The organism is Massilia sp. MS-15 (assembly GCF_020176695.1).
GTDB lineage: Bacteria > Pseudomonadota > Gammaproteobacteria > Burkholderiales > Burkholderiaceae_D > Telluria > Telluria hydrophila.
The window spans coordinates 42,869-66,995 of sequence record NZ_JAIWIA010000018.1 but is presented as its reverse complement, the minus strand read 5'-3'; the positions used below and the strand labels follow the sequence as shown (position 1 = coordinate 66,995).

Annotated in this window: 19 protein-coding genes and 1 pseudogene; 8 read left to right on the top strand and 12 right to left on the bottom strand. The window is 69.0% G+C overall.

Going from position 1 to position 24,127, the window contains the following annotated elements:
* Window positions 1–100: 100 nt before the first annotated feature.
* Entirely contained in the window at window positions 101–1,720 is a 1,620-nt protein-coding gene (locus tag LCI23_RS07880) for an EAL domain-containing protein (protein ID WP_224945907.1), read from the bottom strand.
* Window positions 1,721–1,907: 187 nt separating this feature from the next.
* On the opposite strand from LCI23_RS07880, the gene LCI23_RS07875 reads away from it, so the two are divergent.
* From LCI23_RS07875 to LCI23_RS07850, 6 genes are all read left to right on the top strand, one after another.
* A complete protein-coding gene (locus LCI23_RS07875; RefSeq protein ID WP_224945906.1) occupies window positions 1,908–3,140 on the top strand; it encodes a 3-methyl-2-oxobutanoate dehydrogenase (2-methylpropanoyl-transferring) subunit alpha in 1,233 nt (410 codons plus the stop codon).
* Between the two features lie 68 nt (window positions 3,141–3,208).
* The gene (locus tag LCI23_RS07870) at window positions 3,209–4,219 is read left to right on the top strand and encodes an alpha-ketoacid dehydrogenase subunit beta (protein WP_224946033.1); all 1,011 of its coding nucleotides are present in this window, start codon (window positions 3,209–3,211) and stop codon (window positions 4,217–4,219) included.
* A gap of 4 nt (window positions 4,220–4,223) precedes the next feature.
* A complete protein-coding gene (locus tag LCI23_RS07865) occupies window positions 4,224–5,597 on the top strand; it encodes a dihydrolipoamide acetyltransferase family protein (protein WP_224945905.1) in 1,374 nt (457 codons plus the stop codon).
* Window positions 5,598–5,603: 6 nt separating this feature from the next.
* Window positions 5,604–7,007: a dihydrolipoyl dehydrogenase gene (gene lpdA, locus LCI23_RS07860; RefSeq protein WP_224945904.1), complete on the top strand. Its 1,404-nt coding sequence runs from the start codon at window positions 5,604–5,606 to the stop codon at window positions 7,005–7,007.
* A gap of 249 nt (window positions 7,008–7,256) precedes the next feature.
* The gene (locus tag LCI23_RS07855) at window positions 7,257–7,763 is read left to right on the top strand and encodes an outer membrane beta-barrel protein (RefSeq protein ID WP_224945903.1); all 507 of its coding nucleotides are present in this window, start codon (window positions 7,257–7,259) and stop codon (window positions 7,761–7,763) included.
* Window positions 7,764–7,875: 112 nt separating this feature from the next.
* Window positions 7,876–8,655 carry a DUF4214 domain-containing protein gene (locus tag LCI23_RS07850; RefSeq protein ID WP_224945902.1) on the top strand — a complete coding sequence of 260 codons (780 nt, stop codon included), beginning with the start codon at window positions 7,876–7,878 and terminating at the stop codon, window positions 8,653–8,655.
* Here LCI23_RS07850 and LCI23_RS07845 read toward each other — a convergent pair.
* The 3 genes from LCI23_RS07845 to LCI23_RS07835 all read right to left on the bottom strand — a co-directional run bounded on the left by LCI23_RS07845 (window position 8,630) and on the right by LCI23_RS07835 (window position 13,193).
* A complete protein-coding gene (locus LCI23_RS07845; RefSeq protein WP_224945901.1) occupies window positions 8,630–9,301 on the bottom strand; it encodes a TetR/AcrR family transcriptional regulator in 672 nt (223 codons plus the stop codon). The two genes, LCI23_RS07850 and LCI23_RS07845, sit on opposite strands and share 26 nt — an antisense overlap.
* Before the next feature lie 111 nt (window positions 9,302–9,412).
* Window positions 9,413–9,829, bottom strand: coding sequence for a hypothetical protein (locus LCI23_RS07840; RefSeq protein WP_224945900.1), 417 nt, complete (start codon window positions 9,827–9,829; stop codon window positions 9,413–9,415).
* Window positions 9,830–9,944: 115 nt separating this feature from the next.
* A complete protein-coding gene (locus LCI23_RS07835; protein ID WP_224945899.1) occupies window positions 9,945–13,193 on the bottom strand; it encodes a PAS domain-containing protein in 3,249 nt (1,082 codons plus the stop codon).
* Between the two features lie 314 nt (window positions 13,194–13,507).
* Here LCI23_RS07835 and LCI23_RS07830 point away from each other — a divergent pair, with 314 nt between their 5' ends.
* Window positions 13,508–16,243, top strand: a complete 2,736-nt coding sequence (locus tag LCI23_RS07830; RefSeq protein ID WP_224945898.1) for an EAL domain-containing protein — start codon at window positions 13,508–13,510, stop codon at window positions 16,241–16,243.
* A gap of 7 nt (window positions 16,244–16,250) precedes the next feature.
* Here LCI23_RS07830 and LCI23_RS20670 read toward each other — a convergent pair whose 3' ends face one another.
* The 7 genes and pseudogenes from LCI23_RS20670 to LCI23_RS07795 all read right to left on the bottom strand — a co-directional run bounded on the left by LCI23_RS20670 (window position 16,251) and on the right by LCI23_RS07795 (window position 22,289).
* Window positions 16,251–17,546, bottom strand: a complete 1,296-nt coding sequence (locus LCI23_RS20670) for a hybrid sensor histidine kinase/response regulator (protein ID WP_224945897.1) — start codon at window positions 17,544–17,546, stop codon at window positions 16,251–16,253.
* Window positions 17,547–17,581: 35 nt separating this feature from the next.
* Window positions 17,582–17,656, bottom strand: a pseudogene (locus tag LCI23_RS20665) (hypothetical protein); the annotation flags it as partial.
* Window positions 17,657–17,840: 184 nt separating this feature from the next.
* Entirely contained in the window at window positions 17,841–18,404 is a 564-nt protein-coding gene (locus LCI23_RS07815) for a hypothetical protein (RefSeq protein ID WP_224945896.1), read from the bottom strand.
* Between the two features lie 22 nt (window positions 18,405–18,426).
* The gene (locus LCI23_RS07810; protein WP_224945894.1) at window positions 18,427–19,392 is read right to left on the bottom strand and encodes a glycoside hydrolase family 43 protein; all 966 of its coding nucleotides are present in this window, start codon (window positions 19,390–19,392) and stop codon (window positions 18,427–18,429) included.
* Window positions 19,393–19,411: 19 nt separating this feature from the next.
* On the bottom strand, window positions 19,412–20,557 hold the full coding sequence (locus tag LCI23_RS07805) for an ABC transporter ATP-binding protein (protein WP_224945892.1): 1,146 nt from the start codon (window positions 20,555–20,557) through the stop codon (window positions 19,412–19,414).
* A gap of 11 nt (window positions 20,558–20,568) precedes the next feature.
* Window positions 20,569–21,402, bottom strand: coding sequence for a carbohydrate ABC transporter permease (locus LCI23_RS07800; protein ID WP_224945890.1), 834 nt, complete (start codon window positions 21,400–21,402; stop codon window positions 20,569–20,571).
* A complete protein-coding gene (locus LCI23_RS07795; protein ID WP_224945888.1) occupies window positions 21,399–22,289 on the bottom strand; it encodes a carbohydrate ABC transporter permease in 891 nt (296 codons plus the stop codon). Before LCI23_RS07795 ends, LCI23_RS07800 begins: the two co-directional genes overlap by 4 nt.
* Window positions 22,290–22,512: 223 nt before the next feature.
* Between LCI23_RS07795 and LCI23_RS07790 the strand changes: the two genes are divergently transcribed.
* Complete coding sequence (locus LCI23_RS07790; RefSeq protein ID WP_224945885.1) at window positions 22,513–23,514, top strand: DMT family transporter; 1,002 nt, start codon at window positions 22,513–22,515, stop codon at window positions 23,512–23,514.
* On the opposite strand, the gene LCI23_RS07785 is transcribed toward LCI23_RS07790, so the two are convergent.
* Entirely contained in the window at window positions 23,511–24,122 is a 612-nt protein-coding gene (locus LCI23_RS07785) for a DedA family protein (RefSeq protein ID WP_224945883.1), read from the bottom strand. The genes LCI23_RS07790 and LCI23_RS07785 overlap by 4 nt on opposite strands.
* Window positions 24,123–24,127 lie beyond the last annotated feature (5 nt).

Sequence of the window (24,127 nt, the reverse complement as noted above, 5' to 3'; positions counted from 1 at the left end):
CCATCGATGAAGAGTGGATGCATGGCTGGGTGGTGCCCCCGCCCGGCGCCGGGCGCATCCCCCTGCATCCTCCCCCCTTCCGGGAAGATGGCTGCCCGGTTCAGCCGGTGGCGTGGACCGGCTGCGCGCGCGCCATGTCTTCCATCTGCCGCACCACCTCGACGAAGGACATCGGCCGCCCGAACAGCCAGCCCTGCCCATACTGCACGCCCTGGGCGCGCAGGAAATCGGCCTGGGCATGGCTCTCCACCCCTTCCGCGATCATGCGCAGGCCGAGGTCCTTGGCCATGCGGATGATGTGCCCGACCACCTGGCTGGTGGGCGCGCCGGTGCCGATTGCCTCGATGAAGCTGCGGTCGATCTTCAGGAAATCCAGCTCCAGCGACTCCAGGTAGGACAGGCTCGAATAGCCGGTGCCGAAGTCGTCGATCGCCAGCGCGAAGCCGAGCCGGCGCAGCGCACCCGAGGTCTGGCGCGCCACCACCGGGTCGAGCAGGCCGCGCTCGGTCACTTCCAGGATCAGGTTGGAAGGGCGCGCGCCCATCCGCCCCAGCGTCTCCTGCAGGAGCTCGACGAAGCCGGGGGAGTGGAAATCGGCCGGCGCGACGTTGATGCCGATGTGGAAGTCGGGGTGCATCTCGAGATAGAAGCCGGTGTCCCGGCAGACCCGGTCCAGCACCTGGCGCGTCAGGCGCACGATCAGCGCGTTCTGCTCGGCGATCGGGATGAACAGGTCCGGCATCACGATCTCGCCGGTGGGCCGGCGCCAGCGTACCAGCGCCTCGACCCCCATCCAGGCGCCGGTGGCCAGGTCCACGACCGGCTGGTACTCGAGGAACAGTTCGTGCCGGCGCAGCGCGTTCCTGACGGCATACGGCAAGGCCATCTGCAGGCGCGCCAGGTAGAGGATCGCCAGGCTCAGCACCACGCCGGCCGCCAGCCCGGCCGGCACCAGGCGCATCGCCAGTGCCTCCGACCGTCCCTGCACGTAGTGCAGCGGCAGCGCCGCCACCCCGGCCACCCGGAACCGGTCCGAGCGCACCACGGCCACCAGCTGCTCGCCGTCCACGAACACCGCCTCGCGCGCCTTGCCCAGGCGCGCCAGCCAGGCCGGGTCGACCGCGCCGCGCGCGCTGACCGGCTGCGGGAAGTCGAAGGGCAGCACGGCCAGCGCCACGTCCGGCTCGCTCTTGGCGGTGTCGAGCGCCAGCTGGGCGTGCAGGATGGCGGCGAACATCCCGTTCTGCAGCACCAGGAAGCGTTCCTGCGGCGCGAACGGGAAGCGCGCCGCGCGCCATATCCGGGCGCCGTCGGCGCTCACGTAGTCGGGCGGTCCCAGGTCGAGCCGGCGCGCCGTGCCGAGGATCGAGGAACAGGGCATGCTGTCGCCCTGCACGTAGCCGACCGCCTGGATATAGGTCGATCCGAGGTCGATTTCGCGCATCTCGTCCAGGCTGGCCTGCGCGCATGGCGCAGCCGCATGCGGGGCCAGCCGCTCCCCCATGTTCTGCACCTGCTGGCCGGTCTCGTTGGCGCGCAGCACGACGTCGCGCGCGTAGCCGAGGGCATGCGCGCTTTCGGCCTTGAAGGCCTGGCGCTCGGATTCCTCGATCGCCAGCCAGATCGGCAAGCCGATCCCCGCCAGCGCCATCAGCAGCGTCAGCAACATGACCGCGGTTTTCTGCATGACTTCCGGCATATCGAGTGTGAGCCCGGGCATGGGCGTTGTGCTGCACAGTCCCATACTACAGACGCCGCACGCCCCCGGCAATCGGGCGCTGCTCCCCCGGCTGGGCGCGCCAGTTATGCTGCACAGCAAAATAAAAATACTTGGTCAAAAGCTTCGTGTGCGCGGCCGTTCGCCGTATCATGCTTGCCGCAATTCACCTTACAAAGGGGTAGCGTTTATGAGTCAGAGTAAGCCTCTGTCGCTGCATGTACCGGAGCCTACCGGCCGCCCGGGATGCAAGACCGATTTTTCGTATCTGCAGTTGAGTCCCGCCGGTTCGGTCCGGCGTCCACCCATCGACGTCGCGCCGCTCGACACCAGCGACATCGCCAATGGCCTGATCCGCGTCCTGGACGAGAACGGCGACGCCGTCGGTCCGTGGGTGCCCGAGGTCGAGCCCGAACTACTGCGCTTCGGCCTGCGCACCATGATGAAGACCCGCATTTTTGATGCGCGCATGGTGATCGCCCAGCGCCAGAAGAAGATGTCCTTCTACATGCTGTCGCTCGGCGAGGAAGCCCTGGGCACGGCCCAGGCCCTGGCCCTGGAAGACGGCGACATGCACTTCCCGACCTACCGCCAGCAAAGCCTCCTGATGGCCAAGCAGGTGCCGCTGGTCGAGATGATCTGCCAGCTGCTGTCCAACGAGCGCGATCCGCTCAAGGGCCGCCAGCTGCCGGTCATGTACTCGGTGCGCCGCGCCGGCTTCTTCACGATTTCCGGCAACCTCGCCACCCAGTACCCGCAAGCCGTGGGCTGGGCCATGGCCTCGGCCATCAAGGGCGATACAAAAATCGCCTCGGCCTGGATCGGCGACGGCGCCACCGCCGAATCCGATTTCTCCACCGCCCTCACCTTCGCCCACGTGTACCGCGCGCCGGTGATCATGAACGTGGTGAACAACCAGTGGGCGATCTCGACCTTCCAGGCCATCGCCGGCGGCGAGAGCGTCACCTTCGCCACCCGCGGCATCGGCAGCGGCATTGCGTCGCTGCGCGTGGACGGCAACGACTTCCTGGCCGTGCTCTCCGCCTCGCGCTGGGCCGCCGAACGGGCCCGCTCCAACCTCGGCCCGACCCTGATCGAATGGGTCACCTACCGCGCCGGTCCGCACTCGACCTCGGACGATCCTTCGCGCTACCGCCCGGCCGACGACTTCCAGCACTTCCCGCTGGGCGACCCGATCCAGCGCCTGCGCCAGTACCTCACGAAACAGGGCTGGTGGTCGGACCAAGAGCACGACAGGGTGCAGGCCGAACTCGAGGCCGAGATCCTCGCCGCGCAGAAGGAAGCCGAATCCTACGGCATCCTGGGCGACGAGCGCGCCCCGAGCGCGGCCACGATGTTCGAGGACGTTTACAAGGACATGCCGGAGCACTTGCGCCGGCAGCGTCAGGAACTGGGAGTATGAGCATGGCGCGCGATGATCAAGCGAATGAGAAGGACCGGGACCAGCACCAGGCCCAGGCCAGCAACAGCATGCCGATGACCATGATCCAGGCGCTGCGCTCGGCCATGGACGTGATGATGGAACGCGACGGCAACGTCGTCGTGTACGGCCAGGACGTCGGCTACTTCGGCGGCGTGTTCCGCGTCACGGATGGCCTGCAAGCGAAATACGGCAAGTCGCGCGTGTTCGACGCGCCGATCTCGGAAGGCGGCATCGTCGGCACCGCCGTCGGCATGGCGGCCTACGGCCTGCGCCCGGTGGTCGAGATCCAGTTCGCCGACTATTTCTATCCGGCGACCGACCAGATCGTGTCGGAAGCGGCGCGCCTGCGCTACCGCTCGGCGGGCGAGTTCACTTCCTCGATGGTGATCCGCATGCCCTGCGGCGGCGGCATCTACGGCGGCCAGACCCACAGCCAGAGTCCGGAAGCCTTCTTCACCCACGTGTGCGGACTGCGCACCGTGATGCCGTCCAATCCCTACGATGCCAAGGGCCTTCTCATCGCCTCGATCGAGAACGACGATCCGGTGATCTTCCTGGAACCGAAGCGTCTGTACAACGGCCCGTTCGACGGCCACCACGACCGTCCGGTCGTGCCCTGGTCCGGCCATGCGGCCGGCAACGTCCCGACCGGCTACTACAAGGTCGACCTGGACAAGGCCGCCATCGTCCGCCCGGGCAACGACGTCACCGTGCTGGCCTACGGCACCATGGTCTGGGTGTCGGAAGCGGCGGCACGCGAGAGCGGTGTCGACGCCGAAGTGATCGACCTGCGCAGCATCTGGCCGCTCGACCTCGAGACCATCGTCAATTCGGTCAAGAAGACCGGCCGCTGCGTGATCGTGCACGAAGCCACCCGTACCAGCGGCTTCGGCGCCGAGCTGGCGGCCCTGGTCCAGGAACACTGCTTTTACCAGCTGGAGGCGCCGATCGAGCGCGTCACCGGCTGGGACACCCCGTATCCGCATGCGCAGGAATGGGCTTATTTCCCGGGCCCCGACCGTGTCGGCGCGGCCCTGAAACGTGCGATGGAGGGTTGAACCGATGGGGATTCACGTCATTAAGATGCCGGACCTCGGCGAAGGCATCGCCGAAGTCGAAGTCGTGGCCTGGCACGTGCAGCCGGGCGATACGGTCAAGGAAGACCAGGTGCTGGCCGATGTCATGACCGACAAGGCCACCGTCGAGATTCCCTCGCCGGTGGCGGGGGTCATCACCTCGCTGGGCGGCGCCGTGGGCCAGTCGCTCGCCGTGGGCGCGGAGCTGATCCGCCTCGAGGTCGAAGGCGCCGGGAATTTCACTGGCAAGAGCGCGGCCGAGAAGGCAAGGCAGGAGCCGGTGAAGTCCGCCGCCGCCACCGCCCCGGCCGAGGAAGTGGGCGATCCACAACTGGCAGCGGTGGCGCAGGCCGAAGCGGCCCAGGGCACGTCCGCCAGGGCCGCGCCCTCCCCGGCGCCTGTGGCCCCGCCGCCGGCGAAGCCCGCGGGCCCGCAAACGCAGGCCTACCAGAAGGGCCCGGTGCCGCTGCGCGCCGAAGGCGAGAAGCCGCTGGCGGCGCCGGCCGTGCGCCAGCGTGCCTGGGACCTGGGCGTCGAACTGCAGTTCGTGCATGGCTCCGGCCCGGCCGGACGCATCACGCACGCCGACCTGGACGCCCACGTGGCGGGCCACCGCGGCAGCGCCCAGGCCGGCGGACGCGACAACCGCTACGCGAAGCTGGAAGGCGAGCGCGCCACACCGGTGATCGGCCTGCGCCGCAAGATCGCCGAGAAGATGCAGGAAGCCAAGCGCAACATCCCGCACTTCACCTATGTGGAAGAAGTCGACGTCACCGAACTGGAAGCCCTGCGCACCCAGCTCAACGCCAGGTATGGCGCCGAGCGCGGCAAGCTGACCTTCCTGCCGCTCCTGATGCGCGCCGTGGTGCTGGCCATCCGCCAGTACCCGATGATGAACGCGCGCTACGATGACGCCAACAACATGCTGACCCAGTACGACGGCGTCCAGCTGGGCATCGCGGCCCAGACCGAGGCCGGCCTGATGGTGCCGGTGGTGCGCCATGCCGAGACGCTCGACCCGTGGGCAGCCAGCGCCGAAGTGGCGCGCCTGGCCGATGCCGCGCGCGCCGGCCGCGCCACGCGCGAGGAGCTGACCGGTTCCACCATCACCATCACCAGCCTGGGCCCGCTGGGAGGCATCGTCACCACCCCGGTGCTGAACCGTCCGGAAGTGGCGATCATCGGCCCCAACCGCATCGTCGACCGTCCGGTCATCAAGGATGGCGCCATGGTGGCGCGCAAGATGATGAACCTGTCCTCGTCGTTCGACCACCGCGTCATCGACGGCCAGGTGGCGGCGAAGTTCATCCAGACCATCCGCGGTTATCTCGAAACCCCGGCCACCATCTTCGTGGAGTAAAGGCGCATGGAGACCATCAATACCACCCTCCTGATCATCGGCGGCGGTCCCGGCGGCTACGTGGCCGGGATCCGCGCCGGCCAGCTCGGCGTGCAGACCGTGCTGGTCGAGGGCGCCTCGCCCGGCGGCACCTGCCTGAACATCGGCTGCATCCCGTCCAAGGCCCTGATCCACGCCGCCGAGGAATTCTGCAAGGCGCGCAGCTATGCGGCCGAGACCTCGCCGCTGGGGATCACCACCAGCGAACCGCGCATCGACCTGGAGCGCACGGTGGCCTGGAAGGACGGCATCGTCAAGAAGCTCACCGGCGGGGTTGGCGCCCTGCTCAAGAAGAACGGGGTCAGGCTGGTAAACGGCTGGGCCACCATCCTCGACGGCAAGACGGTCGAGGTGCGCCAGGACGGCGAGCAGCAGGCCAGCGTGCGCATCCGCTGCGAGCACATGCTGCTGGCCACCGGCTCGCAACCCGTCGAACTGCCCTTCATGCCCTTCGGCGGAGCGGTGATCTCGTCTACCGAGGCGCTGTCCCCCGCCAGCATCCCGCCACGCCTGGTGGTGGTCGGCGCCGGCTACATCGGCCTGGAACTGGGCACCGCCTACCGCAAGCTGGGCAGCCAGGTGACGGTGGTCGAAGCGGCCGACCGTATCCTGCCCGCCTACGACGCCGACCTGGTCAAGCCGGTGGCGGCGGCGCTGGGACGCCTGGGCGTCGAACTGCGCCTGGGCTGCTCGGTGCAGGGACTCGACGAGGAAGGCCGGGTACGGGTACGCGACGCGTCCGGGGTGGATGCGGTGCTGGAAGCGGACCGCGTGCTGGTGGCCGTGGGCCGCAAGCCTGCCACGACCGGCTGGGGCCTGGAAAACCTGATGCTCGACATGGACGGCCGCGCGGTCAAGGTGGACGACCAGTGCCGCACCTCGATGCGCAACGTATGGGCGATCGGCGACCTGGCCGGCGAGCCGATGCTGGCGCACCGCGCGATGGCGCAGGGCGAGATGGTGGCCGAGATCGTATCGGGCAAGCGGCGCCACTTCGCCCCGGCAGCGATTCCGGCCGTCTGCTTCACCGATCCGGAAATCGTGGTGGTCGGCATGTCGCCGCTGGATGCGGACAAGGCGGGTATCGAGATCATCACCGCCAGCTTCCCGTTCAGCGCCAACGGGCGCGCCATGACGATCGACAGCACGGATGGCTTCGTGCGCGTGGTGGCCAGGAAGGGCGACCACCGCATCATCGGCTGGCAGGCCGTGGGGGGCGCCGTCTCGGAACTGGCGGCCGGCTTTACCCAGTCGATCGAACTGGGCGCCCTGCTGGAGGACGTGGCCGGCACCATCCATGCCCACCCGACGCTGGGCGAGGCGGTGCAGGAAGCCTGCCTGCGCGCGCTGGGACATGCGCTGCACATCTGAGTGGGGACCGCGTGGGCGGGGGACCGCCCACCCTATGGACCGCAGACCGCCCTTCGGGGCGGTTTTTTTATTGACGCGCTGCCGTTAAATCTTTGCCAAGCCTGCCCAATCGGCAAACGATCCATGCATACATGGTTACATTTGCAAACAATATTTGCAAATTGTGCCTAGGTTAAGTTTATCCTGAGTGCAATAATCGCCTCGCGCTCGGGAATCAACCCCAGCGCACACTAACAAGAAAGGCATGACATGTTCAAGAAAATCGCAGCCGCCACCGCCCTCGTCCTCGCTTCCTCGGCCGCTTTCGCCGCCCAGCCCAATACCTTCTATGCGGGTGCCGATGTCGGCCGCACCAAGGTCGACGATATCGGCGAGCGCGACACCAGCGCCGGCGCCTTCGTCGGTTACAACTTCCACCAGAACTTCGCCGTCGAAGGCGGCTATCGTCGCCTGCTCGACGAAGACTACCGCTCGGGCGCCGTGCGCGCCAGCGCCAAGGTGGACCAGCTGTCGCTGTCGGTGATCGGCAGCCTGCCGGTGGGCGAAAGCGTCAGCGTGTACGGCCGCCTGGGCGTGAACCGCCTGGAAGCCAAGGCCAGCATCGACAACTGGCGCTCGAAAGAACATGACACCAAGGCCCTGTACGGCGTCGGCCTCAGCTACGCCTTCAATCCGGCCGTCTCGGCCCGCGTCGAAGTGCAAAAGCCTGCCAGCGACGCGACCAACCTGAGCGCCGGCGTGTCCTACCAGTTCTAAACCCCTGGCCAGGAATGGCGGCGCAGGCTGCGCCGCCATCTTTCCTACATTCCTGCATGCAAGAAGCAAAAAGACCCGTATACTTCCGGCATCTCAACCACACCGGACTTCCATGCAGCCAGCCGCTTTTTCCGCTTTTTCCGCGACTTCCGCTCCCTCGGCCCGCTCGGCAACTTCGCCGCGCCGCGCCGCCACCCTTGCCCTCGCCATCGCCCTGCCGCTGCTGTTTGCCGCCTGCGGCAAGCGCGAGGCGCCCCCCGGCGCCCAGCCTGCCGCCGAAGCCGCGCCCGGCGCACCGGCCACGAACGTGGCCTGGCAGCCGTACACTCCGGTCCTGCAGCACGTCTACCTGGCCTACTTCGGCTGCCCGGCCGACCCGGCCGGACTGGAACACTGGGGCCGCCAGCTGGCGGCATCGTCGGCGGCCACCGAGCCGGCCGCGCTGGCCAGCCAGTACCGCGACAATCCGGGCGTGCGCGCCATGCTGGACGCCTTCGCCAACAGCGCGGAAGCGCGCGACACCTCCGGCAGCGCCAAAGAATTCATTGCCGGCCTGTACCGCAACCTGTTCCAGCGCGAGGCGGATCCGGCCGGCCTGGACTACTGGGTCCAGGCGCTCGACAAGGGCGTGATCTCGCGCTCCGACGCGGCACTGGCAATCATGTTGGGGGCCCAGCACAAGGATCCGGGCACGCTGGCCGGCAAGGTCGCGGTGGCGACCCGCTTCACCGGCATGCTGGCCGGGCGTCCCGATGGCGCCACGCTCTACCGTGGCGAAGCCGACAACCGGCTGGGGCGTGCCATGATGGCGAAGGTGGATGGCGCGACCGATCCGGCGGCGTTCGACACCGAGATGCGCGCTACCATCACGCAGATGGAGCAGGCGCAGTAAGCGCACCGGCGGCGCGCGCCCGCGCGCCGCGCGCCGGCCTGGCCGACAGCAGCATGCCCAGCTGCAGTGCGGAATCGACCACGCTCTCGATCCCGGGCCGGTAGCCCGCATCGATCCAGCGCAGCGCAATGTGCATGACGCCGCCGACCACGCCGGCCTGCAGCAATTCGTCCCCGGGTTGCCCGGGCGGGGCAACGATGCGCGCCACCTCGTGCCCGATCGCGCGCAGGGCGGCGTCGAAGGCCAGGTCCACCGCCCGGCTGACGCCGCGGATCTCGACCAGGAACACGCGCGCAGATTGCGGCTCGCGCTGCAGCGAGGAGAAATAAGCGTGCAGCATGGCGCGCAGGCGCGCGACGCGTCCCCGGCCGGCTTCGCGCGCGGCCCGCTTCACGTCCCCCAGCACCGAATAGGTGACCAGGTTGAAGGAATCGATCAGCAGGGCTTCGCTGTTGACGAAGGATTCGTAGAAATAGCGTTCGGTCAGGCCGGCAGCTTCGCAGACCGCCTTGACGGTGGCCTGGTGATAGCCGCGCTCGCCATATACGGCAATGGCGGCCGTGACCAGGCGGGCCCGGCGCTCGGCGCGCCGCTCGTCCTGGGTCAATCCACGGTACGAGCGGGAATGGTTGAGCTCAGCTTTCATGCCCACATTCTACACAGAAACTTGTCATCAGCCTGACAATGTTACGTGTAGGAAAAACCGCGCCGCGCCGGCGGTACCGGGTCCATCGTCCGCCGCCACGCTCAAGCAGGATCAGCGCTCCTTTGCTGCCGTACCCTGGTCGTACTGGTCGTCGTCGGTCTGGCTCGCCGGCGTGCCGCCCTGGCGCTGCGTGTCCGCTGCCTGCCGGGTTCCGGGCTGTCCCGCCTGGCGGCTGTCGCCCCTGCCGCCCTTGCCCCCACTGTCGATACCCTCCATGCCGGTGCGCAGGGCGCCACCCTGACTGGCGCCGCCAAAGGCCTGCTCTGCTTCCTGCTCGCTGGTGTCGCCGGCCAGCAGGTCGTCGCTGCGGCTGGCCGACTGGCGGCTGCCCCCGGTGTTCCCGCCGCCCATGGCGCCGAGGTCGCCGGTGCCGCCGGTACCCACGCTGGCGGCGCTGCCGGTGCCGTCGTGCGTGCTCTGGTGGAAGTTGCGTCCCTTGGCGTCCTTGCCTTCGCTCTGCATCGACATAATGCACTCCTGTTCACGGTTGGAGGTCCCATGATAGCGCCGCGCGGGCGGTGCATGAATAGGCCCAGGCCGGCGCTCTCTGTAGGAAAGAGCGGACGCGCGATGCACTCCCCGCTCAGGCCAGTGCCGCCGGGCGGCCCAGCACCCGCAGCAGGGCGTCGAGGCTGTAGGGCTTGCGCAGCACCACGGCATCGGGCCAGTTCGCCACTTCCCCGCTTCCGGTCGCGAACACGATGCGCATGCCGGGCGCCCTGGCGTGGGCCTGGGCCGCGAGCGCGTCGCCCGACATCCCCGGCAGATGCACGTCGGTAACCAGGACGTCGGTGTCGGCGCCGATCAGCGCCAGTGCCGCTTCGGCGTCGGCCGCGGCCTGTACCCGGTGCCCGAGGTGGGCCAGCAGGGCCGCGGTGCTGGCACGGATACTGTCCTCGTCCTCGACCAGGACGATGGACAGGGGGCTGGCCGCGCCCGGCATCGCGCCCGGGCCCGGCACCGGGACGGGTGTCACCACGCCCTGCTTCTGGCCGGCCAGCACCTGGCGGATGCGCCGGCTGAGGCGTTCGCGGGTATATGGCTTGCCCAGCAGCTCGACCCCTTGATCGAGCCGGCCACCGTGCACGATCGCGTTCTCGGTGTACCCGGAGGTGAACAGCACCGCCAGCCCCGGCAGGCGCTCGCGCGCCATGCGCGCCAGTTCGGTGCTGCGCAGGGTGCCGGGCATTACCACGTCGGTGAACAGCAGGTCGATCGGCACCCCGCTATCGATCACGGCCAAGGCGCTGGCGGCGTCCGGCGCCTTCAGCACGCGGTAGCCGAGGCCGCGCAGCATCTCGACCACGGTGGCGCGTACCGCTTCGTCGTCCTCGGCCACCAGGATGGTCTCGCTGCCCGTTTCCGCCTGTCCGGTCTCGATCGGCCCGACCGGGTCCTCGGCCGCGGTCGAGCGCGGCAGGTAGAGCTTGACCGTGGTTCCGCGTCCGGGCTCGCTGTAGATCTTGACGTGGCCGCCGCTCTGCTTGACGAAGCCGTAGACCATCGACAGGCCCAGGCCGGTGCCCTTGCCTTCCTCCTTGGTCGAGAAGAAGGGCTCGAACGCACGCGCCACCACTTCCGGCGGCATGCCGCAACCGGTGTCGCTCACCGCCAGCATCACGTACTGGCCGGGCATCACGTCGCCGTGGGACCGGCAGTACAGGTCGTCGAGCACGGCGTTGGTGGCCTCGATCGTCAGGCGGCGCTGTCCATCCCCGCTGCCGGCCATCGCGTCACGCGCATTGATGGCGAGGTTGAGCAGCGCGCTCTCGACCTGGGTCACGTCCACCGCGGTGTTCCACAGCCCGCCCGAGATCACCATTTCGATCGCGATCTCTTCTCCCAGCGAACGGCGCAGCATGTCTTCCATGCCCGACACCAGGCGGCCGATGCGCACCACCCTCGGCTCGAGCGGCTGGCGGCGGCCGAAGGCCAGCAGGTAGCTGGCCAGCTTGGCGCCCTTGTCCACCGCCAAGCGCGCGCTGTCGATCCAGCGCGCGGCGTCGCCCGATCCTCGCCGGGCCAGGTCCGACATCTGCAGCAGCTGCAGGTTGCCGGAGATGATCTGCAACAGGTTGTTGAAGTCGTGCGCCACGCCGCCGGTCAGCTTGCCGATGGTTTCCATCTTCTGCGACTGCTGCAGCGCCAGTTCGGTACGGCGAATGGTCTCGAGCTGCTCGCGGTCGGCGGTGACGTCACGCCCGATCGCATGTACCTGGCCTTCGTCGCCGGCCGCGTTCCAGGACAGCAGGCACCAGCCGCCGTCCTTGCGCCGGAACCGGTTCTCGAACTTGTAGACGTAGACGCCGCGCGCCAGCGCGGCCATCTGCGCCACGGTGGCGCCGCGGTCTTCCTGGTGCACCAGCTCCATGAAGTTCTTGCCGAGGATGTCGGTCTCCTGCCAGCCCAGCAGCGTGCCGAAGGCCGGGCTGACCGCCGCCACCCGGCCATCGAAGCCGCACACCAGCAAGATGTCCTTGGACAGCCGCCACATGCGGTCGCGCTCGGCCGTGCGCAGCGCCACCTGGCCCTGCAGGTCGGCGCTCAGCGCCGCGTAGCGCTGGGCGGTGTTCTTCTGTTCCTCGATATCGGTATTGGTGCCGACCCAGCCGTCCGTCACGCCCGCCGCGCCTGCGCCTGCGTGCAGGGGCAGCGCCCGGTTCAGGTGCCAGCGGTAGCTGCCGTCAGCGCGCCGCAGCCGCACCTCGGCCTCGAACACGGTGCCGGTCGCCACCGCCTCGTTCCAGCGGCTGCGCACCATCTGCAGGTCGCCCGGATGGACGACGCGGCCCCAGCCATCGCCCAGCAGGTCTTCGTGCGCCAGGCCGGTGTAGGCCAGGATGCGTTCGTTGACCCAGTTCAGCTGGCCGCGCGCGTCGGCGGCCCAGACCTGGCTCGGCATGGCCTGGGCGAAGCTGCGGAAGCGCGCCTCGCTGGCGCGCACCGCACGCTCGGCCTGTACCCGCTCGGTGACGTCGTTGCCCTGCACGAAGATGCCGAACACGGCGCCGGACGGGTCGCGCACCGGCTGGAACACGAAGTCGAGGTAGTGCAGGCGGCTCGCGCCGTCGGCGGCGGTGAGCCAGACCTCGCTTGCCGCGCCGCTGTAGGGTTCGCCGCTGGCATAGACCCCGTCGAGCAGCGCGATGAAGCCCTGGGCCGCGACCTCGGGCAGCACCTCGCGCACGCTGCGGCCGATGACGTCGCCGCGTTCAACCAGTCCCAGGTAGGCATCGTTGACCAGCTCGTAGCGGTGCTGGGGACCGGCGAGCATGGCCATGAAGCCGGGCGCCTGGCCGAACATCGCGCGCAGGCGGTCCTGCTCGCCGGCCAGGTAGCGCTGGGCGCGCACCTTGTCGGTGGTTTCCACCACCAGCGCCAGCACCCCGGCCACGCTGCCGTCCTCGGCGACGATGGGGGAGTAGTCCAGGTCCATCCAGACCTGCTCGGGTGCGCCGTGGCGGCCGAGCGTCAGCTCGGCATCGCGGTAGGACAGGCTGTCGCCGCCCATGCAGACCCGCATCACATTGTCGTTGAAGGCCGCTTCATCCGGCCAACTGGCGCGCACGGGCGCCCCCAGCTGCTGCGGATGGCGCCCGGCCGCGATCCGGGCGTAGCCCTCGTTGTAGATCATGATCCCGTCCGCGCCCCACATGGTGACCATGGGTAGCGGCGAACGCAGGATCAGGTCGACCGTGTGGCGCACCACGCCCGGCCAGCCGGAGATGGGACCCAGGCTGGTGGCGCTCCAGTCGAAGTCGTCGATGAGCTTGCCAATCGCGCCTGCGCCGGAGGCGAAGGGTCGGGGTAATGCAACTGCCGGGTGCGCCATGCTGGAATCGCGTTGTCGTGGAATCGGCAATTGTAATATCCAGACGCAAACATTGATACATCTATGTGACAAAACAAGGTGTCGCACGACACAGTGTTGCTCTCGCGACTGGCCAGTGTCGTGAAAGTATGTCGTTAAATTGCCCACACCGCCAGTTTCCACATGGAAACGCTATACTGGGCGACCTCAGCGTTGCCGCCATCCGGCGCGGCTTCCACCAGCAGCGGCAACGGGCCGCGACTTAAGTGAATACCTTGGAAATTTCCAATCCTTTGCACAACGGAGCCGCGGCGCTTGCCGAAGAAAACGCGGCCATGATTGAAAACGCCCTCGACCTGATGCTTGTGCTCGGTGCCGACGGCGTGATCTTGCGCGCGAATGGCGCCGCGCGGGTGCTGCTCGGCTATGAGCCGGGCGAGCTGCTCGGCAAGCATTACACCGCCCTGCTTCCGCCCGAACAGCACGCCGAGGCGCTCGAGGTCCAGGCCAGCCTGCGAAACGGCCACCCCGAGCGTCCCGATTTCCCAATGCAGGTACGGCGCCGCGATGGCCAGGTGATCCTGATGGCGGCGGCGGTGCGCTGGTCGGCCTCGCACCAGCGCATCTTCCTGAGCGCGCGCGATGCCACCGAGCGCCAGCGCGCGCGCCAGGCCCTGGTGCGCTCCGAAATGGCGCTCAACAGCATGCTGGAGAGTATTGGCGACGCCTTCTTCGCCGTCGATGGCGACTGGCGCCTGACCTATGCCAACCAGAAGGCGGGCGACTTCGTCGGTCTCGACGCGGCCGCCGCGATCGGCCGCCCGTTGATGGAGCTCGTGCCCGACCTGCTGCAATCGAGCGCGCTGCCGCGCTACCGGCGGGCGATGGAAACCCGTGAAGCGGACACCTTCGAGACGCTGTGGGAGCCACGCCAGGTGTGGGTCGAGACCCGCACCTACCCGAACGGCGATGGGCTGTCGGTGTACTTCCACGAGGTCACCGCCAAGCGCGCCGCCGAGCAGGCCCTGCGCAAGAGCGAGCAGCGCTTCCGCAAACTGCTCAACCAGGCCGGCGACAGCATCATGATCGTCGACGAGGCGCTGCGCATCGTGTCGGTCAACGACCAGGCCTGCGCCCGCTTCGGCTACAGCCGCGAGGAGTTCGCACGCATGCAGGCGGCCGACATCAATTTCGGCTATCCCGAGACGCAGGCGCTGCTGGACGGTTTGCGCGCCGGCCAGGCCCAGCTGCTGCGCCTGCTCAAGCGCTGCAAGGACGGCAGTACCTTCCCGGCCGAGGTGCAGGTCTCGCGCTTCGACGACGAGGGCGAGGAGTTCTTTTTGGCCGTGATCCGCGACGTCAGCGAACGCGAACGCGCCGAGCAGCAGCTGCGCGCGAGCGAGCAGCGCTTGCGCGAAGTGATCGAGATGACGCCGGCCGGCTACCTGCTGGCCGGCCGCGAGGGCGCGCTGCAGGACGTGAACCCGGCCCTGTGCGCGCTGTCGGGCTATCCGCGCGCGATGCTGCTGGCGCTGCGCCTGGATGACCTGTTCGTGTCCTCGCCGCTGGCGCCCGGCATCGGCGACACCGGCGGCAGCGAGGGCGCGACCGTGCTGCAGGGCGCAGAGGCGGTCCTGCGCCACCGCCATGGCCACCACATCCACGTGCTGCTCAATGCCAGCATCAAGCGCGACGCCGGCGGCCAGCCGCTGTCCCTGACCGGCCTGATGACCGACATCACGGGCCGCAAGGCGGCCGAAAGCCGGCTGCACGAACTGGCCACGCACGATACCCTGACCGGCCTGCCGAATCGCGCCCTGCTGGGCGAGCGGGTGCAGCAGATGCTCGACGCCTGCCCGCCCGGCAACAGCGTCGCCATCATGTTCCTCGACCTCGACCGCTTCAAGGAAGTCAACGATTCCTTCGGCCACGAGATGGGCGACGCGCTGCTGTGCGAGGTGGCGGCGCGCCTGCGCCGGGTGGTCCGCCCGACCGACATCATCGCCCGCCTGGGGGGCGACGAATTCGTGGTGGCTGCCCACTGCGCCAGCGGCCAGCCAGCCGCCGCCCGTATCGCCGACAAGCTGCTTGATGTCCTCACCGCCCCGGTCAAGGTCGGCGGCAGCGACGTGATCGTGGGCGCCTCGATCGGCATCAGCATGTATCCGCAGGACGCCCAGACCCGCGAGCTGCTGTTTCAGACCGCCGACACCGCGATGTACCGCGCCAAGGACGCCGGCCGCAACCGCTATCGCCTGTTCGAGCCGGCCATGACGGTGGCCACCCAGGAGCGCATGGCGCTCGAGGTATCGCTGCGCCCGGCGCTGGCGCGCGGCGAGTTCGAACTGCACTACCAGCCGCGCTACGCCCTGGACGGCATGCGCCTGGTCGGCATGGAGGCACTGATCCGCTGGAACCATCCGCAGCGCGGCCAGGTCTCGCCCCAGCAGTTCATCGGCATCGCCGAGGAGACCGGCCTGATCGTCGCGATCGGGCGCTGGGTGCTGGAGGAAGCCTGCGGCCGCACCCGCCGCCTGATCGACCAGCACGGGCGCACGATGGTGGTGTCGGTGAACGTGTCGGCGCGCCAGCTGGCCCAGGCCGGCTTCGCCGACGAGGTGCGCGCGGCGCTGGCACGCACCGGCCTGCCGCCCGGCTGCCTGGAACTGGAGCTGACCGAGAGCGCCCTGATCGAGGACATCGAGCGCACCGCCTCGATGCTGCGCGAGCTGAAACTGCTCGGCATCCGGCTGGCGGTGGACGACTTCGGCACCGGCTACTCGGGCCTGGCCTACCTGCGCCGCTTCCCGATCGACGTGTTGAAACTCGACCGATCCTTCGTGTTGCAGGACGATGGCAACGGTTCCACCTTCGACTTCGTGAAGGCCTTCGTGGACCTGGCCCATGCGCTGGGCATGGCGGTGGTGGCGGAAGGCGTGGAAACCGGCGACGTGCTGGATTTCCTGCGCGCGGCACGCTGCGACGAGGCGCAAGGCTACTACCTGGCGCGGCCGATGGTGCTGGAGAAGCTCGAGGCGTTGCTGGCAACGCCCTCCGCCCCCGCAGTCTGAGGCCGCGTCAGGACCGCGCGGCGCGGGTGATTTCGTCGAGGATCGCGACCAGGCGGCCGATGTCCGCCGGCTTGACCAGGTGGTGGGCGAAGGCCGGGTGAAGCGCCTGGCGGTCGCTTTCCTGGCCATAGCCGGTCACCGCGATCAGGACCGCGTCCGCCGTCTCCGGCCGGTCATGCAGGCGGCGTGCGAGTTCGTTGCCATCGATGTCGGGAAGTCCGATGTCGAGCAGGCAGACCTGGGGCGGTGCGACGCGCGCGCGCTCCAGCGCCGCGTGCGAGCCGTATTCCACCGCCACCTGGTGGCCCATGCTTTCAAGGACCATGCCCAGGGTTTCCGCGGCATCGGCATTGTCATCTACCACCAGCACCCGCAGGCCGCCTTCCCCTGTCGCCATGGCGGGCGCCGCCGCGTCCAGTCCGGCGCCGGCCGGGGCCTGCGCCAGACGCGGCAGCCAGACCGTGAACCGGCTGCCGAGGCCCGGGCCGGCGCTGTGGCAGCTGACCGTGCCGCCGTGCAGCTCGACCAGGCTACGCACCAGCGCCAGGCCCAGGCCCAGGCCGCCCGCGGAACGGTCGGAGCTGCGTTCGGCCTGCGCGAACAGTTCGAACACGTGGTTCACCAGCTGCGGGGCCATGCCGATGCCGTTGTCGGCGACGTCGATGCACACGCTGTCCGCCCGCGGCAACAGTGACAGCTCGATGCTGCCCCCCTCCGGCGTGTACTTGGCCGCGTTGTTGAGGATATTCGCGAACACCTGTACCAGGCGCTTCTTGTCGCCCACGACCATGGCGCATTCCTGCGCGATCTCGGCACGCAGCTGGTGGCGCCGGGCCTGGATCAGCGGGACCGCCAGCACCGCCCGGATCCCCGCCTCCATGTAGTTCGGCAGGTGCGGCCGGGCCGCGTCGACCCGCAGCACGTCTTCGATGACGAGCTTGCCGCCGGCGCGCAGGATATCGGAAACCGGGGTCCCGAAGTCCTCGAGCCGCAGGCGGCGGCCGCCCATCGACGCCAGGCTGCCGTCGGTCCAGTCGGACTTCAGGTCGAGCAGCATGCCGCTGTCGTCCGCTTCGCCATAGACCACGCGCCCGGCGCCCAGGTACTGGCCGAGCACTGCGCAGGCCGCGGCGGCGACTTCCTCCGGGTCGAGCAGCGGACGGATGCGGTCCGCGAGCGCCTGCTGGAAGGCATGGCGCCGCTCGGCCATCTCGAGCGCCAGCTTGGACAATTTTTCCTCGTGGATGTCGGTCGGGGTGCCGAACCAGTCGCGGTGCCGGCCAGCGCCGGGAAGGCTTCCCACAAGATCTTGCCTACGAGGTCGGCGCGCGACATACCGAGCAGGCTTTCCGCGCGCCCGTTCAGATAAACGAACTTCCACGCGCTGTCGACAGAAAAGAAGCCGTCGGACATGCCTTCCAGGATCGCGGCGGCGTCGTCCGCCAGTTGCTGGGCGCTGCGACTCCTGTCGTTCATGGTGCTTCCTTCCGGCGTTTTCCTTAATTCCCGATTATAAATGCGGAGCGGTAAAGGTAACAGGAAGGAAAAGAAGCAATTCCGTCAATATGCATGCCGGGCACCGGCCCCGCAGCCGACTTCAAGGCGCGCACAGGAAGGGGCGGGGCCGCGCCGCGGGACCGGCCTGCGCCAGTTCCAGGCGTCCATCCAGGCCAGGGAGCGCACGGCGGATGCCATCCTGCGCCGGCCCCAGCTGACGATCCAGGGAGACCCGTCCGTCCTGTCCGTAGGTAAAGTGGCCGATGTACACGCTGCGTCCGGCCGGGGCCGCGAACGCGAGCACCGGGCCGGCCAGCGGAGCGCCGTGGAAAGGGCTGTATACGTAATGGCCCGGCGGCACGTCGAAGGCGAAATAGCTGACCCCGCCCGGCTCCGGAGCGACACGCGCCTCGGTGCGGGTGAAGCGCCAGCAATCTCCCGTGATGTTCTGGCGCCCGACGTCATATTCGGCCAGCTGCACGGTATAGCCCGCATGCGGCCAGTGGCCCGCGACCTGTACCCCGTACACGATCACGGCGCGCTGCGCCGCAGGCCGGCCGCCGGCGGGCAGCGGCCTGGCGGCATTGAGCGTGCAGGCCGCGCCCGCAAGGGCGGCACAGGCCAGCAGCGCGCTGCGCAGCAGCCTCGGCGCCATGGTGGACATCGCATCGCCCCGCATTGCCGGCCTACAGCAGCAGCCCGGCCGGTGCCGGCTGGCGCGTGAAGCTCGGCCCCGCCGTCGAGGGCCGGCCGCTGTCCCACACCAGGCGGTCGATGCACATGCGCCGGCCCGTCATGGCCGGGTCCCAGGCGTGGTACACGATCCAGTCCTGGCTGCCGTCGGGCGAGGTAGTGAAGGAATTATGGCCGGGCCCGATCACGTTGCCGGGCCGGGTGCGCATCAGGAGCGCGTGCTCGCTGCCTTCAGGCCGCGTGAACGGTCCGAGCGGATGTTCGGCCACCACCCAGCTGACGCCGTAGTTCTCCTGTTCCCAGGCCCCGCCGCTGTAGAAGCAGTAATAGCGGCCCCCATGCACCAGGACCGAGGCGCCTTCCACCGTATGCCAGTCGTAGACCGCGTCGTACATGGCGCGCCCTTTCTTGAACAGCTGCCAGTCGGCATGCGGGCGCGCCACCGTGCGCGGCTGCCCGGCCAGCCGGTCCATCGCCAGCATGCGGTCGACCACGATGCCGGTGCCGATCCGGTGCTCGTCCTCCAGCGCCAGGAAGTCCACGCAGTAGTACAGGTACCACTGGCCGTCATGGTCGCGGAACGGGTGGGCGTCGATCGAGAAGGGCTGGTCCGGCACCAGCAGGGTAGCGCAGTCGCTGAAAGGCCCGGCCGGATGGTCGGCCACGGCCACCCGCAGCCGGTGGCCGTGGCCTTGGCTGTCGCCGCGCGAATAGTACAGCCAGAACCGGCCATCGGCATGGGCCACTTCCGGCGCCCAGAATTCGTCGGTGCCCGGGGCGGCCATGGCGTAGCCGGCGCGGTGCCAGTCGACCAGGTCGTTCGACACCAGTACCGGGAAGCGCGCACCACCCGGGCCCGCGGGCGCAGTGCCGTAGGCGTAGTAGCGTCCCTCGTGCCGCAGCACGAAGGGATCGGCCATGATCTCCGGATAGACCGGGTTGCAGTAGGTATTGAGCATGGGACCTCCCTTGTGGCCGCTACTGTACACCGGGCGCGCCGGCTCCCCCGTCCGGGAGCACGCGTGGCAGCGCCAGGCCTGCGGCGTCGAACAGGTGGCCGTGGGCCGGGTCGAAGCCGAGCGCCACCCGCGCGCCGGGTTCCGGCCAGGCGACGCCGGCGCGGCACTTCAGCGCCAGCATCTCCGGCACCCCGTCCACCTGCACATGGACGATGCTGGCCTCGCCCAGGTATTCAACCAGGGACACCGTGGCGGCGATCGTGGCGCCGCCATCCACGGTCCTGGCATCCGCCACGATGCACAGGTGTTCCGGCCGGATGCCCAGGCTCACCGCGGCGCCCGGCGCGGCGCGGGTCGCGTCGGCCGCCACCTGCACCACCGGGCCGCCGGGCAGGCGCACATGGGTGGTCGCGCCCTCCTCCCCGGCCAGCATCCCGGGCAGGAAATTCATGCGTGGCGCGCCGAGAAAGCCGGCCACGAAGCGGTTCACCGGCCGCTCGTAGAGTTCCAGCGGGGTGCCGGCCTGCTCGACGCGGCCACCATTGAGCACCACGATCTTCTGGCCCAGGGCCATGGCCTCGACCTGGTCGTGCGTCACGTAGAGCATGGTGGCGCCCAGCTCGCGGTGCAGGCGTGCCAGCTCGACCCGGGCCTGGCCGCGCAGGGCCGCGTCCAGGTTCGACAGCGGCTCGTCGAACAGGAAGACCTCGGGCTTGCGCACGATGGCGCGCCCGATCGCCACCCGCTGGCGCTGGCCGCCGGACAGCTCCGCCGGGCGGCGTCCGAGCAGGTGGCCGATCTGCAGCGCCGCGGCGGCGCGCTCGACCCGCTGTGCGATCTCGGCGCGCGGCACCCCGGCCAGGCGCAGGGCGAAGCCCATGTTGCCGGCCACCGTCATGTGCGGGTACAGCGCATGGTTCTGGAACACCATTGCGATCCCGCGCCGCGCCGGCGCGACTTCGTTGCACGGCTGCCCCCCGATCAGCACCGTACCGGCATCGGCGTCCTCGAGCCCGGCGACGATGCGCAGCAGGGTCGACTTGCCGCAGCCGGACGGCCCAACCAGCACCACGAATTCGCCGTCCGCAATCGCGAGCTCGATGTCCCGGATGACCGGCTGGTCCCCGTAATGCTTGGTAATGCCGTGCAGGCGCACAGATGCCATAAAGTCTCCGTTTATCCTTTCAGGCCGGTGGCGGCGAGGAAGCCGCGCGTCACCCGGCGCTGGAACAGTACATAGGCCAGCGCCACCGGCAGTGCGCCCACCAGCGCCGCCGCCATCATCCGCGCGTAGCGCACGCCGAACGCGTCCTGGACCTGGGCCAGGCCGAGCGGGATGGTCATCATGTCGGTCGAGGTAACGATGATGTAAGGCCACAGGAAGTTGTTCCAGGCGCCGATGAAGCTGACGATGGCCATCGCCCACGCGATATTGCTAGATAGCGGCAGGTAGACACTCCACAGGATGCGCAGCGGCCCCGCGCCATCCATCACGGCCGCTTCGCGGAACTCGGCCGGCACCGCGTCGAAGAAGCGCTTGAAGACGTAGATCGCCACCGGCGCCACCAACTGGGGCAGCACGATGCCGGCATAGCTGTCGACCAGGCCGAGCCCGTTCATCATCCGGAACAGGGGTACCAGCAGCGCCTCGAAGGGCAGCAGGAAAGCCAGCATGGCCAGCCCGAACGCCAGCCGCCGGCCGCGGAAACGCAGCTGGGAAAACGCGTACCCGGCCATCAGGGACAGCGCCATGGTCAATACCGTCACCAGGAGGGCCACCAGCGCGCTGTTAAACAGCCAGCGTCCCACGCTGCCGGCGCCCAGCACCTGCACGAAGGCATCCACGGTCCAGTCGCGCGGCAGCCAGTGGAACACGGCGGACACGGTTTCGTGCTCGGGCCGCAGGGCCGTGCCGAGCGCCCACAGCAGGGGCGCGACCCACAACGCCGCCAGCAGCAGCGCGGCCAGCGCGCCAGTGGCGGTCCAGGCGGCGCCCGCACGGCGCGTCATGCCTGCCTCCTGCCCAGCCAGCGCACCAGGCCGGCCTGGGCCAGCGACAGCGCCGCCACGATCGCCATGAACGCCATCGCGATCGCAGCGGCATAGCCGGCATCGCTCTGGGTAAAGGCCGTCTCGACCATGTAATGCAGGGTCACGCGGGTGGTGTTGAAGGGTCCTCCCGCGGTCAGGAGGTAGGTCTGGCCGAAGATCTTCATCGAGGCGATCAGCTGCAACACCAGGGCCATGCCGGCGACCGGACGCAGGGCCGGCCAGGTAATGTGGCGGAACAGGGCGAGGCCGCGCGCCCCGTCCAGCGCGGCCGCCTCGTATAGCTCACGCGGAATGTTGCGCAGCCCGGCCAGGAAGATCAGCATGTTGAAACCCACCGTCCACCAGATGGTGGCGATCGCCACCGAAGGCATGGCCCAGGTCAGGTCCGCCAGCCAGGCGCGCTGGACGCCCAGCAGGTGGTTCACCACGCCGGAGGAAGGCTGCAGCATCCAGCCGGCGATCAGGGTCATCACCGAGATCGGCAGCAGGTAGGGCAGGAAGAAGGCACCCTGCAGCCAGCCGGCGGCGCGCGTGAAGCGGTGTACCAGCAGGGCCATCAGCAATCCGAGCGCGGCCAGCGGCAGCACCGTCAGCAGGGCGAAATAGAAGGTGTTGCCAAGCGCCGCCCAGAACGACGGATCCTCGGCCAGCGCCAGGTAATTGGCGATGCCGACGAAGGCACCGGTGCGGGTCGGGCTGCTCTCCGTCAGGCTCATGTGGAAGGTCGCGAGCGCCGGCAGCAGGAAGAACAGCAGGAAGGCGAGCACGAACGGCGCCAGCAGCAGCGCCGCCGGCAAGCCTTCGCCGCGCCTTGCACTGCCGGGACCAGTCGGGAAATCGGCCATGCGCGGCTCCTAGTAGCGCGGGGCGCGCGCGGCCGTGCACGGCAAGCCCGCGGCCAGCGTTGCCGCCGGACCGGCAAGGCGGAGCATGAAAGGGAACAAGCCTGTCTCCTGGGGTCGGTGATGCTTGCTAATATAGCAAACATTTCTGTGTCGGCGTGTCCTGATGGCATTTTTGTAGGCGCGGTACAATCACCGTTTTGCTCGTGCTGGGCTGGGTGGCGGTATGTGGATCGGTGTGTTGTGCGGCTTGCTGGCAGGCGCGGTATGGGGCCTGGTATTCGTGGTGCCTGAACTGCTGGCCGGATTTTCGGCGCTGGAACTGGCGGTGGGGCGTTACCTGGCCTACGGCGCGATGGCCTTCGTCCTGCTGCTCCCGCGCCTGACATCCCTGCTGGCCAGCCTCGCCGGTCCCGACTACCTGGCGCTGCTGCGTCACGCGCTGGCCGGCAACCTGGTCTACTACATGCTGCTGGCCACCGGCGTGAAGTACGCCGGAGTGGCCCCGACCTCCCTGATCGTCGGCATGCTGCCGGTGCTGGTCACCCTGCTGGGCCGCAAGGACCATGGCGCGGTGCCGCTGCGGCGCCTGGCGCTGCCGCTGCTGCTGGTGGGCGCCGGCATCGCCTGCATCAATGTCGACAGCTTCCTGCATGCCGGTCCGTCGCGGTCCGCCGGCGAGATCGCCTTCGGACTGGCCTGCGCCGCCGGCGCCCTGCTGTGCTGGAGCTGGTATGCGCTCGACAATGCGCGCTACCTGAAGCGCAATCCACAGTTTTCCAGTACCCAGTGGTCGGCCCTGTACGGGCTGGCCACCGGCGTGGTGGCACTGCCGCTCGGACTACTGGCCTGGGCCTGGCCGCTGGCGGACGGCGCGGCCGGGCCGGGGCGCGACCTGGCCCTGTTCTGGACCTGCAACGCCCTGCTGGCCCTGGGTGCCTCGGTGATCGGCAACGGCCTGTGGAACGTGGCCAGCCGCCGGGTGCCGGTGACGCTGTCCGGCCAGCTGATCCTGTTCGAGACCCTGTTCGCACTGCTGTACGGTTTCCTGCACCGTGGCTACGGTCCGCGCCCGCTGGAAGTGGCGGCGGTGGCGCTGCTGGTGGCGGGCGTGACCTGGTCGGTGCGTGCGCACGCCCCCGGACGGGAAGCGCGCCAGGCGCCGCGCGGGCCGGAGCCGGCCGCGGGCGCCGACCTGGCGGTGGCCCCGGCGCGCTCCCAGGCCTAGGCGGCGTCGGACCTGGCCGGGCGGTGCGTGATCACGCGGTAGAGGTACCAGGCCAGCAGGATGCCGAAGACCGCCTTCGAGACCGGATCGACGTACTTGCCAACCTGTTCGTAGTTACTCTCGAGGATGAATCCGGCGCCGGTCAGCACCCCGGTCCAGGCCAGCGACCCGATCGTCGAATACAGCAGGAACTGCCCGAGCGACATGCAGGCAAGACCGGCCGGCACCGAGATCAGGGTCCGGATGGCCGGAATCAGGCGTCCGAACAGCACCACCGAGCGGCCGTGCCGGTCGAAGGCCGCGATCGCCTTGTCGATATCGGACGCGCCCACCGTCATCCAGCGCGCATGGCGGTCGGCGAAGCGCTTCAGGCGCTCCTTGCCGTATACGCGGGCCGCGTAGTACCAGGGCATGGCGCCCGCGATCGACCCGGCCGTGCCGGCCGCCAGCACCCCTGCCAGGTTGAGGTCGCCGCGTGCGACGACGAAGCCGGCGAAAGGCATGATCAATTCGGAAGGTATTGGCGGGAAAATATTTTCCAGCGCCATCAAGAGGAACACGCCAAAGTAGTGCGTGCTATCCAGGAAGTCGGTGATGAACTTGAACATGTTGA

What these genes read in the sequence shown, in the direction of transcription:
- LCI23_RS07880 (WP_224945907.1), bottom strand. Translation starts at nt 1,720, where the DNA reads ATGCCCGGGCTCACACTCGATATGCCGGAAGTCATGCAGAAAACCGCG.
- LCI23_RS07875 (WP_224945906.1), top strand. Translation starts at nt 1,908, where the DNA reads ATGAGTCAGAGTAAGCCTCTGTCGCTGCATGTACCGGAGCCTACCGGC.
- LCI23_RS07870 (WP_224946033.1), top strand. Translation starts at nt 3,209, where the DNA reads ATGCCGATGACCATGATCCAGGCGCTGCGCTCGGCCATGGACGTGATG.
- LCI23_RS07865 (WP_224945905.1), top strand. Translation starts at nt 4,224, where the DNA reads ATGGGGATTCACGTCATTAAGATGCCGGACCTCGGCGAAGGCATCGCC.
- lpdA (WP_224945904.1), top strand. Translation starts at nt 5,604, where the DNA reads ATGGAGACCATCAATACCACCCTCCTGATCATCGGCGGCGGTCCCGGC.
- LCI23_RS07855 (WP_224945903.1), top strand. Translation starts at nt 7,257, where the DNA reads ATGTTCAAGAAAATCGCAGCCGCCACCGCCCTCGTCCTCGCTTCCTCG.
- LCI23_RS07850 (WP_224945902.1), top strand. Translation starts at nt 7,876, where the DNA reads ATGCAGCCAGCCGCTTTTTCCGCTTTTTCCGCGACTTCCGCTCCCTCG.
- LCI23_RS07845 (WP_224945901.1), bottom strand. Translation starts at nt 9,301, where the DNA reads ATGAAAGCTGAGCTCAACCATTCCCGCTCGTACCGTGGATTGACCCAG.
- LCI23_RS07840 (WP_224945900.1), bottom strand. Translation starts at nt 9,829, where the DNA reads ATGTCGATGCAGAGCGAAGGCAAGGACGCCAAGGGACGCAACTTCCAC.
- LCI23_RS07835 (WP_224945899.1), bottom strand. Translation starts at nt 13,193, where the DNA reads ATGGCGCACCCGGCAGTTGCATTACCCCGACCCTTCGCCTCCGGCGCA.
- LCI23_RS07830 (WP_224945898.1), top strand. Translation starts at nt 13,508, where the DNA reads ATGATTGAAAACGCCCTCGACCTGATGCTTGTGCTCGGTGCCGACGGC.
- LCI23_RS07815 (WP_224945896.1), bottom strand. Translation starts at nt 18,404, where the DNA reads ATGTCCACCATGGCGCCGAGGCTGCTGCGCAGCGCGCTGCTGGCCTGT.
- LCI23_RS07810 (WP_224945894.1), bottom strand. Translation starts at nt 19,392, where the DNA reads ATGCTCAATACCTACTGCAACCCGGTCTATCCGGAGATCATGGCCGAT.
- LCI23_RS07805 (WP_224945892.1), bottom strand. Translation starts at nt 20,557, where the DNA reads ATGGCATCTGTGCGCCTGCACGGCATTACCAAGCATTACGGGGACCAG.
- LCI23_RS07800 (WP_224945890.1), bottom strand. Translation starts at nt 21,402, where the DNA reads ATGACGCGCCGTGCGGGCGCCGCCTGGACCGCCACTGGCGCGCTGGCC.
- LCI23_RS07795 (WP_224945888.1), bottom strand. Translation starts at nt 22,289, where the DNA reads ATGGCCGATTTCCCGACTGGTCCCGGCAGTGCAAGGCGCGGCGAAGGC.
- LCI23_RS07790 (WP_224945885.1), top strand. Translation starts at nt 22,513, where the DNA reads ATGTGGATCGGTGTGTTGTGCGGCTTGCTGGCAGGCGCGGTATGGGGC.
- LCI23_RS07785 (WP_224945883.1), bottom strand. Translation starts at nt 24,122, where the DNA reads ATGTTCAAGTTCATCACCGACTTCCTGGATAGCACGCACTACTTTGGC.